The sequence below is a fragment of the Gammaproteobacteria bacterium genome (assembly GCA_024235095.1).
In the GTDB taxonomy this organism is placed as follows: domain Bacteria; phylum Pseudomonadota; class Gammaproteobacteria; order Competibacterales; family Competibacteraceae; genus UBA2383.
This window is the reverse complement of sequence record JACKNC010000002.1, coordinates 657,880-674,058: the sequence shown is the minus strand read 5'-3', so window position 1 is coordinate 674,058 and position 16,179 is coordinate 657,880. Positions and strand designations below refer to the sequence as shown.

Sequence of the window (16,179 nt, the reverse complement as noted above, 5' to 3'; positions counted from 1 at the left end):
TTAGCTATCGCTTTCATCAAGCGGGTGGATCGCGGTAATCCGCGCATCGAACATTTCCTGCATATCCCGCACATGCGGGTCCTGTTGGGTTTGCTCCGCTGCCGCCTGTCGCCGTTCTGCTTGTCGCTGTTTTTGCTGAGCTTCCGGTGTTATTCCTGCTACAGCGCCAATTTGAAATTTCAGGTCAACCGGTTTGCCAAGATGCTTTTCTAATGCGGCTTTTATCCGATCTTCCACATGCTGATTCAGCATCGGCTTCAGGTTAGGCTCTAGCCTGAGTTGCAAACAATGGTCCTCATACGCCACCAGCTCGCAATTTAGCGCCAGGTTCTTGTCTCGGGGATTCAAATCGAGCTGCTTTATCAATGCATCCCATTTCGAGTCGGGCAGTGGCGAAACTACAGGCGGCGCTGGGACGGAGCGAGGAACGGATGCAGTTGCGGCAACCGGCAGCGACGCCGCATGATGCGAACTCGTTGCTGGTCCGGGGGATACAGCGACCGCAGTCTCCAGCGTCGCAGGCCGAAAACACAGCATCCGCAACAACGCCATCTCGAAACCACTATGCGGATCCGGCGCCAGAGGCAGATCGCGCCGACCCAGCAGCGCAATCTGGTAGAACAACTGTACGTCTTCGGGCGGCACTATCTCTGCCAATCGTCGCACTTCCTCCGGGTCAGCGACTTCATCATCCAGCGGCGCATCCGGCACGACCTGGACCAGAGCTACTCGTTGCAACAGCGACAGCAACTCGGCCAGCACCATGGCATAATTCGGCGCATGTTCGTCCAGTGCCGCAATCTGTTGGAGTAAACCCGGAGCATCATTAGCCGCCAGTTTCTCCAGTAAACCGGTGACTTGTCGCCGATCAATACTGCCCAACATGGCGCTGACCGCCGCCGTTTCCACCTGACCGCCGCCGAAAGCGATAGCCTGATCCAGCAAGCTCAAGGCGTCGCGCATACTGCCATCGCCGGCGCGGGCCACCAATTGCAGCGCCGCAGGCTCGTGCGGAATGTCCTCCTGTGTCAGCACCTGGCTCAAATACCCGGCGATCATGCTGGACGGCAGGCGTTTAAGACTGAACTGGAGACAACGCGACAGGATGGTGACCGGTAGCTTCTGTGGATCAGTGGTCGCCAACAAAAATTTCACATGCGGCGGCGGTTCTTCCAGCGTTTTCAACAGCGCGTTGAAGCTGTGATTGGAAAACATGTGGACTTCGTCGATCAGATACACCTTGAAGCGTCCGCGACTGGGCGCATACTGCACGTTTTCCAGCAACTCTCGGGTCTCATCGACTTTGGTGCGGGAAGCGGCGTCGACTTCGATTAGATCCACAAAGCGGCCCGCATCGATCTCCTGACAGGCGCTGCATTCACCGCAGGGTATGGAAGAGACGCCGACCTCGCAATTCAGCGACTTGGCGAGGATTCGGGCAATCGTGGTCTTACCCACCCCCCGAGTACCGGTGAACAGAAAGGCGTGGTGCAGACGTTGCCGGTCGAGGGCGTTTGTCAGGGCGCGAACGACATGCTCCTGACCCACGAGTTCATGAAAGGTGCGTGGCCGCCATTTGCGGGCCAGAACCTGGTAACTCATACCAATCCCCAGTGGCGTGGGAAGGCGGTGGCTTCCTGGCCTTTCACCCTGCGTGTTTCACCTTTCACCTTGAGAAGGGCGGCGACCCCGATCCGCCACACCCCGGCGCCCGAAGCCACTGCTGCCGCTGCTCCCTTCCGGGCCTGACGGGGTTCACAGTTTATCGTCGCGAGGGGACTGAACGGGGCCGCCATAAAAAAGATTGACTAATCGTAACATTAAGAGCGGCTACAATCCACGCCTTCATGCTGTAACAGCCAGCGCTTGATCCCGAGCGGATTACCGGTGACCTCGCCAGCGTAACCGCCCAGCCCTTGCCGACCGACTACGCGATGGCAAGGCACCAGAATCGGGATGGGATTATTCCGGCAAGCGCCGCCAATGGGACGGGCCGCAGTGCCGAGTTGTTGCGCCAATTCGCCATAAGTTAGCACTGTTCCTGGCGAAATGGTTTGCAACGCCGTCCACACCCGTTGCTGAAACGCGGTTCCCTGCAAAATCAGTGAGACCGTGAATGGCGCATGGGGATTACGGAAATACGCCTGCAATTCATCGATAGCCCGCGCCGTTGCCACATCTTCCGGAGACTTTTCAGGCCAGTCAACCGGCAGGAAATCCAGCGCGGTCAACATTGCGCCCTGCGTGCGAATGCCAATCACACAGCCGAAAGGCGCGGCGATAATAGCTTGATAGGCGTTGTCGAGCATCTTTCAGGAATTAGGGATTAGGGGGAACATAGCTCAACCAGTCGCGACTTGCGTCACCGTAAACAATGAAATAAGGATTCAGCAAGGAATCACGGGTGTTATAACGCAGGGGTTCCCCGGTTTCGGCTGAAACGACCCAGCCGCCGGCGACTTCAACAATCGCCTGGGCGGCGGCGGTATCCCATTCCGAGGTCGGCCCCATACGGGGATAGACATCCGCCGCGCCTTCCGCAACCTGGCACAATTTGAGTGAACTGCCAATGGTAACCAGCTGATGCGAACCCAGGGCGGCAACAAACTTTTGCAAGCCTGCGCCCCCATGCGATTTACTACCTACTACCCGCACCGGTCGATCAGACGCCAGAGGCTTCACCGAAATGGCTTGCGGCGGTTGGCCCGGTTCTTCACGAAACGCCCCATGATCGTGAACAGCAGAGTAGCACAGTCCGGTTACCGGAACCCGTACCACGCCCAATACCGGTTCATGATCCTCGATCAGCGCGATGTTGACCGTGAACTCGCCATTGCGTTTCACAAATTCCTTGGTGCCATCCAATGGATCCACCAGCCAGTAGCGGCGCCATTGGCGGCGCTCGGTGAACGGGATGACGGCGGATTCCTCGGATAGCACCGGAATATCGGGTGTTAGAGCACGTAAACCGGCCACGATGGTTCGATGGGACGCAAGGTCGGCAGCCGTTAAAGGACTGTTATCATCCTTGGCAGTCACGTTGAATGCTGTGGAATAAATCTCCAGAATCCGGCTGCTCGCTTCCGCAGCAAGCGCCTGAACCGGCTTCAGCCAGGTTATTCTCTCATCGTCCATATCGCCACCTGTTTTAAAACGTAGAACTCAAAACTTAACGCAACTTCTCCTTAATCCGCGCCGCCTTGCCCTCCAGTCCGCGCAGGTAGTACAGCTTGGCGCGGCGCACATCACCCCGACGCTTGACGCTAATGTCGGCGATCACTGGACTGTGGGTCTGAAACACCCGTTCCACACCCTCGCCGTGAGAAATTTTGCGCACTGTGAACGCCGAATTCAGGCCACGATTGCGTTTGGCGATCACGATGCCTTCAAAGGCTTGCAGGCGCTCACGATTGCCTTCCTTGACCTTAACCCGCACGACCACGGTATCGCCAGGATTGAACGGGGGAATTTCACGGGTCATCTGCTCCCGTTCGAATGTTTCAACCAATATGCTCATGACACTAAACTCCACGTTGCTTGGGAAAATCGCCGGCGGCGCCGACATTCCCCTTTTTCTCTCGATGTTTCTTAATAAATTCAACCAGTAATTGCTGGTCATAGGTGGTCAGTTCCAAGCGCGCCAGTAATTCGGGGCGTCGCAGCCAGGTTCGTCCCAGCGCTTCGCGTCGCCGCCACCGGGCGACTGCGGCATGATCACCGCTCAACAGTACTGGCGGAACGCGTCGACCGTCGATTTCCTCTGGACGGGTATAGTGCGGACAGTCCAGCAGTCCCTCCATGAATGAATCTTGCTCCGCCGATTCGTGATCATTCAGCGCTCCGGGCAACAAACGCGCCACTGCATCAATGATCACCAAAGCCGCTAGCTCGCCACCACTCAGCACATAGTCGCCGATGGACCATTCCTCGTCCACTTCGGTCTCGATTAACCGTTCGTCGATACCCTCATAGCGTCCGGCGAGTAGGATCAAACGCGACTCCAACGCTAGTTGCTGCACACTATCCTGGGTCAAGGGTCGTCCCTGTGGGCTGAGATAAAGCGTTTTCCCCGCAGGTTTCACCGCCGAGCGTGCCCGGCGCAGGGTATCGCGCAACGGCTGTACTTTCATCACCATACCGGGTCCCCCTCCGTAAGGTCGGTCATCCACAGTGCGATGCCGGTCGCCAGCGTCATCTCGTGGGTTCCAGGTCGCGACTTCGAGCAAACCGCGCTCGACCGCCCGACCCGTAACCCCAAAACGCAGCAAGGTTTCGACCATTTCCGGAAACAGGGTCACGACATCCACACGCATGACGGCAGTCCTTGTGTCCCTTTTCCATTCCATTGGAAGAAAGGGGCTGACAGTGAGAGAGACAGCGTAAGTGAAGAACAGGGCGTCTAAAAGTCCGGATCCCAGTCGACCCGCAACCTTCTCTGTTCCAGATCAACCTCGACGACCACCTGGCCCTTTACAAACGGCACTAACCGCTCCCGTTCACCCTTGACGACCAACACATCGTTGGCGCCAGTGGCGAACACCCGGTCGACTGTACCCAGCACCACTCCTTTCAGCGTCACGACCTGCAACCCGGCCAAATCAGCCCAGTAATACTCACCCGGCGCAACCGGCGGCAGTTGCGCGCGGCGGATGGCAATGTCGCTCTGGACCAGCGTCGCCGCCTGATCACGGTCGTCATAACCGGCAAACTTCAGCACTACTCCTGCACCATGAGCGCGGCCTTCTTCGATGTTGAAGGGTTGCCATTTGCCCTGCCGGTTCAGAAAAACCGGGTTATAGTGAGCAATACCGTGCCGTGGTTCGGTATGGGAAAAAACCCGCAACCAGCCCTGTACGCCAAACAGACCCGAAACCCGGCCCAGCACGATCCAGTCGTCGCTCATAACAACGGTGCCGAATTCAAGTCTTCGACTTACTCAACCGCTGCTACAGTCGCTGGCTGTTGACGAGCCTGTTCCTTCATCAGGCTGATCACGCGCTCCGAGGGCTGCGCTCCGGTGTTTAGCCAGTATTGCAAGCGTTCCCGGTCCATGTTCAACCGCTCTTCCTTACCGCTGGCAATGGGGTTGAAAAAGCCGAGCCGCTCGATATAACGACCGTCGCGCCGGTTGCGGCTGTCAGTCACGATGATCGTGTAAAATGGGCGCTTCTTGGCGCCGCCACGGGACAAGCGAATGCTAACCATGCGCTGTGCATACCTCTTGCGAATTCCGATATCCATGTGAAAAAGCCGCCTATACGGGGCGGCCGGATGAAACTGAATATGATAGCGGAAATTTCGAGTGTTTAAAACTTTTTAGAAATACTGGTCAGGGCAATCGCGCTATATGAGGGGTTGACAGGAAGCGGCTCGCTCGGGTAACGGGATAGGGTTGATTGAATGGAGAGAACTGATGCTGCCCAAACTGCTCGACCCGCGCCCGTATTTCGCCAACCTGCCCGATCCTCGCCGCGAGACCCGGAACCAGATCCACCCACTGCAGGATATTCTGATGATTGTGCTCTGTGCCGTGCTCAGCGGTGTCGAGGATTGGGTGGACATGGAAGCATTTGCGTGAAGAATAAAGAAGCGTGGTTATGAAGCTTTCTGTACCTGCCTGTGAACTTGCGGCAATGGAGCCACGGAAATGGCGGCGTAATAGAGCTAATGGATTTTCGGCATCAAGGAGCCACTTCGTTGCTTAAACTGTTGTCCGATTTTCAGGGTTCACTATAGTGAACATACGCCATAAAATTGTGGAATCGCCTATGCACTGGAATCGCCTGCTGTCCCGCGTCCGTCCCGGGTTGCCCTACCTGCACCCTGCTAATGAAGCGCGCACCGATTTTCAGCGCGATTTTGATCGCATTGTCTTTTCCTCAGCCTTTCGCCGGCTCCAGGACAAAACCCAAGTCTTTCCCCTCGCGCAGAGCGACTACGTCCGCACCCGCTTGACGCATAGTCTGGAAGTGTCCAGCGTCGGGCGTTCGCTTGGAACGATGGTCGGTGACAGCGTCATCAAACGGCATGGCTTGAAAAGCGTTTATCCACAAGATTTTGGCGCGATCGTCGCCGCCGCCAGCCTGGCCCACGATATCGGCAATCCCCCGTTTGGTCACGCCGGTGAAGACGCCATCCGTCTCTGGTTTACCGCCTCCGCAACCGGCCAGGCGGTGCTGGACTCGTTGACCGAGGCGCAACGCCAGGACTTCCTGCGCTTCGAGGGCAATGCTCAGGGCTTTCGCATCATCACCCGCCTGCAAAGTCCCGATAATCCTGGCGGGATGCAACTGACTTGCGCCACCCTTGGCACGTTCACTAAATACCCTTGCGCCTCCTGGTTGCCCGCTGAACCTCCCGCTAGCAGCGCCTTTAAAAAATTTGGCTTCTATCAGGATGACGCCGACTTGTTTGCCGAAGTGGCCGGTCAACTGGGACTCGAACTGGTGTTGCCGGGCGCCTGGAACCGCCATCCGCTCGCCTATCTGGTTGAAGCCGCGGATGACATCTGTTATCGAATCATCGATGTGGAAGACGCCTTTCGGCTTCAGCAACTGCCCTTCGAGCAAGTCCGCGATTTATTGCTACCCCTGACCGGCGAAGCGCATCGCGCCGAACGCAAGATGGCGCATATCACCCGGTCTAAGGAAAAAATCGAATACCTGCGCGCCAAAGCCATCGGCGCCATTATCGACCAGGTCCATCAGTGCTTTATGCAGCATGAGGATGCTATCCTGGCCGGCGCGCTCCCAGGGGAACTGCTCGATATCATCCCTGCCGCCGGAGCGATGCGCGCCCTGAAGGATTGTGGCGAAAATCAGGTTTATGTTTCCAGGCCCGTGATCGAAGTGGAAGCCGCTGGCTTTGAGGTGCTTGCAGGGTTGCTGGAAGCGTTTGTGATGACGGTCAATGATTTGGCCGTACATGGCGCGAACGCCTCGCCCAAAAGTCGAATGCTGGTTTACCTAATGCCGGAGCAGTTCGCCGGTCCCGGACGTTGCCCGGTCGCTGATCCCTACCGCCGGGCGTTGGCTATTACCGATTTTGTGTCCGGCATGACCGATTCCTATGCCGTGACGCTGTTCAAGAAATTGACCGGTATGTCGTTGCCCACCGGGTGAAATCTTCCTGCCTTCCTTTTGCAAAGGGGGAATCAGTCATCGCCAATTAATGGCACGAACACCACTGGCAATACGCTCCGGCTGCGCACCACGCCTTGGGCATCCTTCTCCAGCACACGCAGATCCTGAGTGCGATGAGGCGGACCGACGGGAATGACCAATCGCCCGCCTGGTTTCAACTGTTGCATCAATGCGGGTGGTGCTTCCACCGCCGCCGCTGTGACGATGATCCCATCAAACGGCGCCTGTTCTTCCCAGCCCTGGACACCGTTACCGGCGCGAACCACTACGTTGGCAACGCCAAGTTCTCGCAAGCGCTGCGTTGCAAGATTCGCCAATTCGGGTATGCGCTCCAGCGTGTAGACCTGCTGGACCAAATGGGCTAGCACTGCCGCCTGATAACCTGATCCCGTACCGACTTCCAGCACGACATCCTCTGGCTCTGGCGCCAGCAACTCGGTCATCAGCGCTACAATGAACGGCTGGGAGATAGTCTGGCCGCGCCCAATAGGCAGCGGCATGTCGGCATAGGCCCAGTCCTGCTGTTCGGGCGCAACGAAACAATGTCGAGGCGTTGCCGCCATCGCTTCGATCACCCGATCACTGAGTTCGTTAAGACCCGTTGATCGCGCAGTTTCGCAGGTTTCCGCCCGCACCCGTTCCAATAGCCACCGATGCGCCTCGGCATGATTCTCAGTCTGTCTGTCGCTCATACATATTGTCCTCCAGACCATCACTGCAACGAGCTGCGCCGGAATGCCATGTCCAATGTCAGAATCCGCGCGATGGGATCGCCTGCGCATAACAGGGGTTGCCGACGCAGACCCGCCAGCAAACCTGCGACCGGCGCTATCACACGCATCTGGATGTTGCCGGTAATACCGTCATGGATTTGGCCCAGTTCCTCACCGGCTTGCACCCAGCGACCGACTTCCAGGCGCGAGGCGAAAATACCGGATCGATCCGCCGGTAGATCACATACTTGCCGGCGGCCAAAATAATGCAAATCTTCTTCGACATCAGCTAGTTGCAGACCATCAATAATCCCAGTGCGACTGAGAAACGCGACCAGCGCGCGAAACAGAATTTCACAATGCCGAGTTTGCAGGCTACCTGACTGCCCCGCGCGAATGATGAAATTTTCGCCACGGTGTGGCCGCCAGATGCGCGCCAGTTCACTTGCTTCCTTCGAGTCCGCCGGTTGTTCGACCACCGCTGGTAATCCGAACAGGCAGGCGCTGGCTCGTTCATCATCATTCGGCGCATATAGCCATACCTGCGGCATTTCCTCAAGGCCGCTATTTGCGGTGTGTACATTGACCCGGTAATAAGCAGCCTGAGTGAGGGTCATTACCATTTCGCGCATGGATTCCATAGCTATTGGACAGCGGCGCTGGTCGACGCGCCAAGCGTGACTTGATACTCCTCGTAGCGCTTCAACGCTGGGAATAATGACGACTCGTTCACACAAGTGGAGTTCATGCCGTTCCCCGGCCTCGATGCTTCGCAGAAACGCCGCCAAGCGTGACAGGACAAACAGGCCGTTCAATTCATTACTCTCAAGATCTGCGACCAGCGCCAGCTGTGGTGTGCGCTCCGGCGGACCAATATCGGGACGCAGCATCGCTTTGTGACTTTGCAACTGGATCACCCGTCCTGAATTGATCATATTGATCAAGAGCCTGCTCCATAGAGTCCATTGTTATTGAATGAATATTCTTTAAGCTTTCGCCAGTCAAGGATAGTTCAATTTTTGAATTTCGCGTGGTGCATTCTTTCAACGGTGATTTGATATGCCTGAACCTCGGCGATCGCTTTATCCTGGATGGAAAATTGTGGTTTTGATGTTGCGTTGCAACATAAATCCCGCTATATTGCATTGCAGCAAAGTCAACCATCCCACAAGAAGATGAGGAGTCCATCATGATCGTCAATCTATTTAGCAAAGCGCTGGAAACCCCGCAAGCTCTACCAGAACCCCTGGTCAAAGCCAATAGACTGTTCGTTGAGAATATGGAAAAAATTCTGATATTCCAAATAAATGCGCTTAAATCCTATCTGGATATCGGCATGAACCAGATGAGAGCCGCTGCCGAGGTCACGGATGTAAAAAGCTTTCAGGACTTTTGCAAGCGCCAAAGCGAAATTGCGCAAACGATGCAGTACAAACTGATGCGGGATGGTAAAGCTATGTCGGATATGACCCTGCGTTTCAAGTCGGAAATGGATCACCTGACCCAGGCGACTCTACAGGATGTGTTGCCCAAAGCCGCCTGAATCACCTGATTTCGTTTCAACTGCCGCCCCGTCTGTGCGGAGGCGGTGTTTTTTTATCTGGTTCGGTAATCATCGTTGCTCCTCTCATCCACTATCGCGGTTGCCTGCGAATCGTTCACCCTGCGAGCCGATGCGATTGCGCTAGCGGCTGAACTCGCATTGCCGTTGGCGATTGAACAATCGCCTGTTCCCACCACCCACCGGTTGGTTTTGACTGGCGAACGGCTGGAATTGCGGGAGCTAGGCGTCGGCGCGCCTGGCCCGGTTTATGTTGATTTCACTGCAGGGGCCGCAGATCACCGGCGCCGATGGGGCGGCGGTCGTCAACAGCCGCTGGCGCGGGCCGTCGGTCTCAAGAGCAGCGCCGCGCCCACGGTAGTCGATCCGACCGCTGGCCTGGGGCAGGATGCTTTCGTACTGGCCTGTCTCGGTTGCCCGGTGCGTCTGGTGGAGCGCTCGCCGGTAATTGCTGCTTTGTTGCGGGACGGGTTGCGTCGGGCGATGCAGAACCCGGACATCAGTGTAGTAGTTGCGGAAAGGATGAGCCTTCAGGTGGCGGACGGTCGGGAATACCTGCTGGCCCTGGATGAAAGCCAGTGGTCGGACGTGATTTACTTGGACCCCATGTATCCCCATCGTCGGAAAACGGCGCTAGCGGGCAAGGAAATGCGTTTACTCAGAACGCTGGCCGGCGATGATCCTGATGCTGCGGAATTGCTGGCCGTTGCCTTGACCCGCGCCAGGCGGCGAGTGGTGGTCAAGCGACCGCGACGAGCGCCTGCTTTATCGGGGCCGATGCCCGATGCCCGGATCATCGCGCCCAATACTCGCTTCGATCTCTATATGACGCATCCCAAAATCATCGGCAAGCCGTGTCCTACATCAACGGCGATGGATTAGCCAGCACCGCGGGCCGCGTTACCGGCGCCACCGGTGGATGCGCCAACTGTCCGTAGTCCCGAATAATTTTCTCAACATACGCTCGGGTTTCCGCATAAGGCGGCACTCCCCCATAGCGGACCACAGCGCCCTCACCGGCGTTATAGCCAGCCAGCGACAGGCGGACATCGCCCTGGAAATACGCCAGCAACCAACGCAGATAGGCCATGCCGCCCTGAAGGTTCTGCACCGGATCATAGGGATCCTGGACGCCGAATCGTTCGGCGGTTTCGGGGATCAGTTGCATCAAACCTTGGGCGTTCTTGACCGAGCGGGCTTGTGAATTAAAGCCGGATTCGGCTTCGATGACAGCCAGCACCAACGCTGGTTGTAAACCATAACCCGGCGCCAGGCGATTGACCAGTGATACGATCTGCGCCTGTTCCGGTGAAGTGGGCTTTTTGCGGCGAACTATTACAGGCGCTGGCGGCTTGGGGGTCGGATCAACTGGCTCTACGCAATGCGCCTGTTCAACCTTGGCGGGATCATCCACCCGCGCCAGCATTCGCTTGGCGGGCGCATCGCCTTTGGCTGCGGCGAGCCGGAACCAGGCGGCTGCCTGAGCATCGTTCCGCGCCACGCCCCGAGCATTGGCGTACATCCAGCCTAACTGGTACTGGGCTTGTACATGGCCGCGCCGCGCTGCCGCGCAATAAAGCTGCATGGCCCGCTCGTAGTTTTGAGGCACGCCTTCGCCATGTTCATAGCGCGTGGCCCATTCGACCTGTGCGACCGGGGTTTCCTTGATCAGCTTGATCCATGCGGGATCCATGCTCATGCCGTGGGCGCTCACGCCCAGAATGCCGAGCATCCAGAATCCGAGGTATTGGAACCATCGAGTCAAACTGCTTTCCTCTGCCAATGATTTATTGGTTTCTCAATATGCTATGCAAGTTTTTGCAAAAATTCCAGCCCCATCCCGGCAGTTTGAAGTCGGTGCTGTAAGAGTGACATCTCCTGAAATATTGCAAAAAAATGATGTCGTCCGCTGAGAAACCTTGCTGGTTACTGTAGACTTCATGGTTCTTATTGAAACGATGCATATTACAAAAATCACTGTTGAGTAAATCGAAAGGAGGTCTTGATGGTCACCTACACGACCGAATCCATCCGTAACATTGCCTTGGCCGGGCATGGCACGGCGGGAAAAACGCTTCTGGTGGAATCCATTCTCCACCAATCCGGCAAGCTCGCCGCGCCCGGCGCCGTAGAAAAGGGCAATACCGTCTGCGACTTTGATCCGCAGGAAAAAGCTCATCAACATTCCCTGGACGCCGCGCTGGTCAACCTTGACTATCAGGACATTCATATCAATCTGATTGACACGCCGGGATTCCCGGACTTTCTCGGCCAGGCGATTGCCGTGCTGCCGGCGGTGGAAACCGTGGCGGTGGTCATCAATGCGCAAACCGGCATCGAAGCAGTCACCCAACGGGTGATGGAGCGCGCCGCTGAACGTCATCAATGCCGGATGATTATTGTCAACAAAATCGATGCGGAAAACCTCGATCTTCCTGGCCTGGTGGAACAAATTCAGGAAACCTTTGGCCGCGAATGCCTGCCGATTAATCTGCCCGCTAATGGTGGCGCCGGCGTCGTAGACTGTTTCTTCAACCCAGCCGGGGACAGCGATTTTTCCAGCGTCGCTGCGACGCACTCGGCCCTGATCGATCAGGTCGTCGAGATGGATGAGGATCTCATGGCGCTGTATCTGGAACAGGGCGAGGAACTGCAAGCCGAGCAACTGCATGAACCCTTTGAAAAAGCGCTGCGCGAAGGTCATTTGATTCCAATTTGCTTTGTCTCCGCCCGCACCGGCGCTGGCGTCAAGGAACTACTGGATGTGTTTGTCAAGTTGTTGCCCAGTCCCCTGGAGGGTAACCCCGAGCCGTTTCTCAAGGGCGAGGGCGAAGCCATTGAAGAACTGCGCGCTATCCCCGATCCGCAGCAGCATGTCGTGGCGCATGTCTTCAAGGTAATAATTGACCCCTTCATCGGCAAGCTCGGCATTTTCCGCATTCATCAGGGCACGCTCACCAAGGACAGTCAATTGTTGATTGGCGACGGACGCAAGCCGTTCAAAGTTAGCCATTTATTCCAGATTCATGGCAAAGAGCATCCTGAAGTCGCAGTGGGCGTTCCCGGCGATCTTTGCGCCGTCGCTAAGGTGGACGACATTCACCGTGATGTCGTGCTGCATGATTCCCATGATGAAGACCAGATTCATCTGCGGCCGCTGCGTTTCCCCACACCGTTGTTCGGATTAGCCATCCGCGCTGCGACCCGGGGTGATGAGCAGAAATTGTCCGACACAGTGAATAAGCTGCTGGAGGAAGACCCGTGCCTGACGATCGAACATAACACGCATACCAAGGAGACCGTGTTGCGCGGACTGAGCGACCTGCATTTGCGCATCACCCTGGAAAAAATGCAGCAACGCTATAACCTGCAAGTCGAGACCAAGCCGCCCAAGATTGCTTACAAGGAAACCATCAGCCAGAATGCCGAAGGTCATCACCGACATAAGAAGCAGACCGGCGGAGCGGGCCAGTTTGGCGAAGTGTTCATGCGCATCGAACCCCTGCCTCGGGACGCCGGCTTTGAATTTGTCAGCGAGGTCGTGGGCGGCACGATCCCAACTTCGTTCTTGCCGGCGGTGGAAAAGGGAGTCCGTGAGGCTTTGCAGGAGGGCGCAATTGCCGGCTATCCGATGCAGGACGTGCGCGCTATTGCCTACGATGGCAAATACCACCCGGTGGACTCCAAGGAAATCGCCTTTATCACCGCTGGCCGCGAAGCCTTCCTGGACGCGGTGAGCAAAGCACGTCCGATTATTCTGGAACCGATTGTGAATCTCGAAGTACGGGCGCCGGGGGATTGTGTAGGCGCGATCACCGGCGATCTGTCCAGCCGGCGCGGTCGCATTGCCGGCACCGATGCAGGACCACGCGGCATGAGTATTATCAAAGCTCAGGCGCCGTTGGCCGAACTGGATGGTTATGAGTCGCAACTGAAATCGATGACTGGCGGTCACGGCTCCTACGACGTCGAGCTAAGTCATTACGATCCGGTGCCCAGCGACGTTCAGCACAAGCTGCAATCCCTTCATCAGAAGGAACAGGAAGGCTGATTACTTCCCTCCCGCAGGCCGATGGTCCTGCGGTGTAAGGAGAGAGAGCTGGTTTTTAGGCAGTCCCCCGGATTTCGGCCTAACGGCCTACATCCAGGCTACAGCATTTTTATATGGCTGCTCAGGCAGCGATGAACACCCGGTTGCCCGCGGTTACCCGCTCAAACAAATCCAACACATCTGGGTTGCTCATACGAATACAGCCATGTGAAAGCGGTTCGCCCATCGGCGCAGTATCCGGGCAGCCATGGATGTAGATAAACCGGCGCAGGGTGTCGCAGTCGCCTCCCCGGTTATATCCTGACTCCAATCCGGTCAGCCAGAGAACTCGTGTGAGAATCCAGTCCCGCTGCGGATGCCGGGCCGCCAGTTCGGGACTATAAATTTCACCCGTAGGCCGACGACGGACGAAAACCGCATTGAGGGGCTGGCCGGCGCCGATCTTGATGCGGATGCGATGCCAACCGCGTGGCGTGCAACCACTAGCGCAACGTTCGCCGGGACCATTGCGAGCGGTCGACACCGGATAGGTCACAATGGCCTGTTGTCCTTCCAGCACCTCCAGCCGTTGGGCCGGAAGGCTGACGCGAATCAATCGTTCGGACATGACCAACTCTGGTAGGGATGCCGGGCCAGTTGCGAGTTGTAGTAGCGAATGTCGTGCGATACATCCTTACCCACCCAATCGGGCCGGGCGAAAGGCTCATCAGGCCAGCTCAGCTCCACCTCCGCCACGATTAGACCGGCATTGTCGCCGGCAAACTCATCGATTTCCCACAGGTGATCGCCAAAATGCAGGTAATGACGGGTCTTTTCCAATAAAGGTTTCTCACACAGGGTATCGAGAATTTCCTCAGCTTCGGTCAGAGGAATGGAATATTCGTACTCGCTGCGTTGGATGCCTAAAGTCCCGCTTTTGAGATTCAGGAAGCCCTGGTTGCCCGCCACCCGCACCCGCACCGAGCAACGGGCGTCGCTGGTCAGATAACCCTGCCGCATTCGCACCGAACGCTCGACCTGTTGACGCCAACAGTCGTCGCGGATCAGAAACTTGTGTTCAATCTCAGTGGCCATTTATTGTTCCGGTAATAGCGCAGGTCGTTCAATGGGAAGAGACCGGCTGCGCCGCCCGCTGCCGCCGGCGCTTAGTCGCAGTCAGGTTGAGCGCTTCAACCGCGACCGAAAAAGTGATGGCAAAGTAGAGATAGCCTTTGGGAATATGGAAGCCCATACCATCCGCCACCAGCGCCGTGCCCACCAGGATCAGGAAACTCAGCGCCAGCATTTTCACTGAAACATGGGTGTTGATAAACAGGCTCAGCGGTTCAGCAGCGAACATCATGATGCCGACCGCGATGACGATTGCGGCGGCCATAACGCCAAGATGCTGGGCCATGCCCACAGCGGTGATCACGCTGTCTAGTGAGAACACGATATCCAGGATCATGATCTGCACAATGACCGCCATGAAGCCGGCAGCTTTAGCCTCGCGCATCTCCTCCTCCACCCCATCTACCGTAGCGTGAATTTCGGTGGAACCCTTGGCCAGCAGGAACAGCCCGCCGCCGAGCAGGATCAGATCACGGATCGAGACCGGATGCTCGAACACGCTGAACAGGGGCGCGGTGGCCTTGGCCAACCAGAACACGCTGGCTAATAACATCAGACGGGTAATGACTGCCAGCGCTAATCCGCTCCGTCGCGCCGCGCGTTGCTGGTGTTCCGGCAGCTTGTTGGACAGAATAGCGATGAACAGCAAGTTATCGATGCCCAGCACGATTTCCAGCGCAGTTAGTGTTACCAGACTGGCCCAGACCTGGGGGTCAAGCAAAAAGTCCATGAAATGGTTCTCCAGAAGAGGAAAATTTGAGGGCGTTTGCTTGCCGGGTTAACCACCTGAAATTTGAGGCGCTGATGAATGCAGTTTTAATTTGCGGATTGCCTGGCTCTTTTAAGTAACATATTGACGTAATGCACTGGAATAGCATAAGTAATGCCGCTGGGTTTTTCCAGGATGGATTCCTTGCTCTCCTGAACGAACACCTTATTGATGACCCCAATGACCTGGCCGGTATCCGGCTCATATAACGGGCTGCCGCTGTTGCCAGGATAAGCTGTCGCATCGAGTTGCAACACGTCATAAGGCTCGTTCTTCAAGCGCCGAATCGTGGTTGCGTCCAGATTTCCGGCGGATGGCGCGGGGATAGCCACCGGACTGATTGCGGAAATGATGCCTTGGTGCGTGACGGGGAACAGTCCGAGAACCACGCCGATCGGGAATCCGGTGAAAGCGATAGCCTGTCCTTCGCGAGGACGTCGCGTTTCACCGAGGCGCATGGCTGGAAGCGGCGCACCCTCGATTTCCAGCAGAGCCAGATCATGTTCCGCGTCTGTCGCGATTTTTTTCGCCGGACGCGATTCAACCTTGGTTCCTTGGCCAATGAAGACCGCCAGAGCTTCCTTGTTCTGGGAATCAAGGAAGTCGGGTAAGGCGTGGGCATTGGTGATGATGTGTCGGCCGCGACCGACCGCAAAGCCCGTCGCTTGAAACTTGGCTGGCGGTCGCCGGGTGGGTTGGACCGTGCCGATGGCGACAATACTGGGCTTGATCTTTTCCACGGTGTCAGCCAGGCTCGCCGACCAAACCGTCAGGGGCAGACCGACCATGAACAGCAAACTACCTGCCAGCATACCCGGCAGGTGGCGCCGGAA

At 56.9% G+C, this 16,179-nt stretch carries 18 protein-coding genes, 1 other RNA gene and 1 pseudogene; 5 read left to right on the top strand and 15 right to left on the bottom strand.

What is annotated here, in order from left to right; all coding sequences use genetic code 11:
- From dnaX to rpsP, 8 genes are all read right to left on the bottom strand, one after another.
- Entirely contained in the window at positions 1-1,602 is a 1,602-nt protein-coding gene (gene dnaX, locus H6973_16150; protein ID MCP5127117.1) for a DNA polymerase III subunit gamma/tau, read from the bottom strand.
- Between the two features lie 86 nt (positions 1,603-1,688).
- Positions 1,689-1,785: signal recognition particle sRNA small type (ffs, locus tag H6973_16145), an RNA gene on the bottom strand.
- Positions 1,786-1,820: 35 nt separating this feature from the next.
- Complete coding sequence (locus H6973_16140; protein ID MCP5127116.1) at positions 1,821-2,309, bottom strand: methylated-DNA--[protein]-cysteine S-methyltransferase; 489 nt, start codon at positions 2,307-2,309, stop codon at positions 1,821-1,823.
- 10 nt (positions 2,310-2,319) lie between these two features.
- Positions 2,320-3,135, bottom strand: a complete 816-nt coding sequence (gene cysQ, locus H6973_16135) for a 3'(2'),5'-bisphosphate nucleotidase CysQ (GenBank protein MCP5127115.1) — start codon at positions 3,133-3,135, stop codon at positions 2,320-2,322.
- A gap of 34 nt (positions 3,136-3,169) precedes the next feature.
- Positions 3,170-3,517 carry a 50S ribosomal protein L19 gene (gene rplS / locus H6973_16130; GenBank protein ID MCP5127114.1) on the bottom strand — a complete coding sequence of 116 codons (348 nt, stop codon included), beginning with the start codon at positions 3,515-3,517 and terminating at the stop codon, positions 3,170-3,172.
- A gap of 4 nt (positions 3,518-3,521) precedes the next feature.
- Positions 3,522-4,313, bottom strand: coding sequence for a tRNA (guanosine(37)-N1)-methyltransferase TrmD (trmD, locus tag H6973_16125; protein MCP5127113.1), 792 nt, complete (start codon positions 4,311-4,313; stop codon positions 3,522-3,524).
- Between the two features lie 86 nt (positions 4,314-4,399).
- The gene (gene rimM / locus H6973_16120; protein MCP5127112.1) at positions 4,400-4,903 is read right to left on the bottom strand and encodes a ribosome maturation factor RimM; all 504 of its coding nucleotides are present in this window, start codon (positions 4,901-4,903) and stop codon (positions 4,400-4,402) included.
- A gap of 29 nt (positions 4,904-4,932) precedes the next feature.
- Positions 4,933-5,205, bottom strand: coding sequence for a 30S ribosomal protein S16 (rpsP, locus tag H6973_16115; protein MCP5127111.1), 273 nt, complete (start codon positions 5,203-5,205; stop codon positions 4,933-4,935).
- Positions 5,206-5,413: 208 nt separating this feature from the next.
- Here rpsP and H6973_16110 point away from each other — a divergent pair.
- Both H6973_16110 and H6973_16105 read left to right on the top strand, forming a co-directional pair.
- Positions 5,414-5,598: pseudogene (locus H6973_16110) on the top strand (transposase family protein).
- A gap of 170 nt (positions 5,599-5,768) precedes the next feature.
- On the top strand, positions 5,769-7,121 hold the full coding sequence (locus tag H6973_16105) for a deoxyguanosinetriphosphate triphosphohydrolase (GenBank protein ID MCP5127110.1): 1,353 nt from the start codon (positions 5,769-5,771) through the stop codon (positions 7,119-7,121).
- A 32-nt stretch (positions 7,122-7,153) separates the two neighbouring features.
- Here H6973_16105 and H6973_16100 read toward each other — a convergent pair whose 3' ends face one another.
- On the bottom strand, positions 7,154-7,834 hold the full coding sequence (locus H6973_16100; protein ID MCP5127109.1) for a protein-L-isoaspartate(D-aspartate) O-methyltransferase: 681 nt from the start codon (positions 7,832-7,834) through the stop codon (positions 7,154-7,156).
- Positions 7,835-7,854: 20 nt separating this feature from the next.
- Positions 7,855-8,799: a succinylglutamate desuccinylase gene (locus H6973_16095; GenBank protein ID MCP5127108.1), complete on the bottom strand. Its 945-nt coding sequence runs from the start codon at positions 8,797-8,799 to the stop codon at positions 7,855-7,857.
- 245 nt (positions 8,800-9,044) lie between these two features.
- Here H6973_16095 and H6973_16090 point away from each other — a divergent pair, with 245 nt between their 5' ends.
- Together H6973_16090 and H6973_16085 are read left to right on the top strand one after the other, a co-directional pair.
- Positions 9,045-9,398, top strand: a complete 354-nt coding sequence (locus tag H6973_16090; GenBank protein MCP5127107.1) for a phasin family protein — start codon at positions 9,045-9,047, stop codon at positions 9,396-9,398.
- Positions 9,399-9,491: 93 nt separating this feature from the next.
- Positions 9,492-10,298 carry a class I SAM-dependent methyltransferase gene (locus tag H6973_16085; GenBank protein ID MCP5127106.1) on the top strand — a complete coding sequence of 269 codons (807 nt, stop codon included), beginning with the start codon at positions 9,492-9,494 and terminating at the stop codon, positions 10,296-10,298.
- Here the strand turns inward: H6973_16085 and H6973_16080 are convergent.
- A complete protein-coding gene (locus H6973_16080; GenBank protein ID MCP5127105.1) occupies positions 10,276-11,148 on the bottom strand; it encodes a transglycosylase SLT domain-containing protein in 873 nt (290 codons plus the stop codon). The genes H6973_16085 and H6973_16080 overlap by 23 nt on opposite strands.
- A 273-nt stretch (positions 11,149-11,421) precedes the next feature.
- On the opposite strand from H6973_16080, the gene H6973_16075 reads away from it, so the two are divergent.
- Positions 11,422-13,467, top strand: coding sequence for an elongation factor G (locus H6973_16075; protein ID MCP5127104.1), 2,046 nt, complete (start codon positions 11,422-11,424; stop codon positions 13,465-13,467).
- Positions 13,468-13,588: 121 nt separating this feature from the next.
- On the opposite strand, the gene H6973_16070 is transcribed toward H6973_16075, so the two are convergent.
- The 4 genes from H6973_16070 to H6973_16055 all read right to left on the bottom strand — a co-directional run bounded on the left by H6973_16070 (position 13,589) and on the right by H6973_16055 (position 16,158).
- Positions 13,589-14,074: a L,D-transpeptidase gene (locus tag H6973_16070; protein ID MCP5127103.1), complete on the bottom strand. Its 486-nt coding sequence runs from the start codon at positions 14,072-14,074 to the stop codon at positions 13,589-13,591.
- Positions 14,059-14,541, bottom strand: coding sequence for a CYTH domain-containing protein (locus H6973_16065; protein MCP5127102.1), 483 nt, complete (start codon positions 14,539-14,541; stop codon positions 14,059-14,061). Before H6973_16065 ends, H6973_16070 begins: the two co-directional genes overlap by 16 nt.
- A gap of 28 nt (positions 14,542-14,569) precedes the next feature.
- Complete coding sequence (locus tag H6973_16060) at positions 14,570-15,307, bottom strand: TerC family protein (GenBank protein MCP5127101.1); 738 nt, start codon at positions 15,305-15,307, stop codon at positions 14,570-14,572.
- Positions 15,308-15,393: 86 nt separating this feature from the next.
- Positions 15,394-16,158: a trypsin-like peptidase domain-containing protein gene (locus tag H6973_16055; protein MCP5127100.1), complete on the bottom strand. Its 765-nt coding sequence runs from the start codon at positions 16,156-16,158 to the stop codon at positions 15,394-15,396.
- Positions 16,159-16,179: the final 21 nt, after the last annotated feature.

Coding starts and splice junctions, on each gene's coding strand:
- H6973_16100 (MCP5127109.1), bottom strand. CDS start 7,834: ATGAGCGACAGACAGACTGAGAATCATGCCGAGGCGCATCGGTGGCTA.
- H6973_16065 (MCP5127102.1), bottom strand. CDS start 14,541: ATGGCCACTGAGATTGAACACAAGTTTCTGATCCGCGACGACTGTTGG.
- H6973_16070 (MCP5127103.1), bottom strand. CDS start 14,074: ATGTCCGAACGATTGATTCGCGTCAGCCTTCCGGCCCAACGGCTGGAG.
- H6973_16105 (MCP5127110.1), top strand. CDS start 5,769: ATGCACTGGAATCGCCTGCTGTCCCGCGTCCGTCCCGGGTTGCCCTAC.
- H6973_16055 (MCP5127100.1), bottom strand. CDS start 16,158: ATGCTGGCAGGTAGTTTGCTGTTCATGGTCGGTCTGCCCCTGACGGTT.
- rplS (MCP5127114.1), bottom strand. CDS start 3,517: ATGAGCATATTGGTTGAAACATTCGAACGGGAGCAGATGACCCGTGAA.
- H6973_16060 (MCP5127101.1), bottom strand. CDS start 15,307: ATGGACTTTTTGCTTGACCCCCAGGTCTGGGCCAGTCTGGTAACACTA.
- H6973_16080 (MCP5127105.1), bottom strand. CDS start 11,148: ATGCTCGGCATTCTGGGCGTGAGCGCCCACGGCATGAGCATGGATCCC.
- H6973_16075 (MCP5127104.1), top strand. CDS start 11,422: ATGGTCACCTACACGACCGAATCCATCCGTAACATTGCCTTGGCCGGG.
- rimM (MCP5127112.1), bottom strand. CDS start 4,903: ATGAGCGACGACTGGATCGTGCTGGGCCGGGTTTCGGGTCTGTTTGGC.
- H6973_16090 (MCP5127107.1), top strand. CDS start 9,045: ATGATCGTCAATCTATTTAGCAAAGCGCTGGAAACCCCGCAAGCTCTA.
- trmD (MCP5127113.1), bottom strand. CDS start 4,313: ATGCGTGTGGATGTCGTGACCCTGTTTCCGGAAATGGTCGAAACCTTG.
- cysQ (MCP5127115.1), bottom strand. CDS start 3,135: ATGGACGATGAGAGAATAACCTGGCTGAAGCCGGTTCAGGCGCTTGCT.
- H6973_16140 (MCP5127116.1), bottom strand. CDS start 2,309: ATGCTCGACAACGCCTATCAAGCTATTATCGCCGCGCCTTTCGGCTGT.
- dnaX (MCP5127117.1), bottom strand. CDS start 1,602: ATGAGTTACCAGGTTCTGGCCCGCAAATGGCGGCCACGCACCTTTCAT.
- rpsP (MCP5127111.1), bottom strand. CDS start 5,205: ATGGTTAGCATTCGCTTGTCCCGTGGCGGCGCCAAGAAGCGCCCATTT.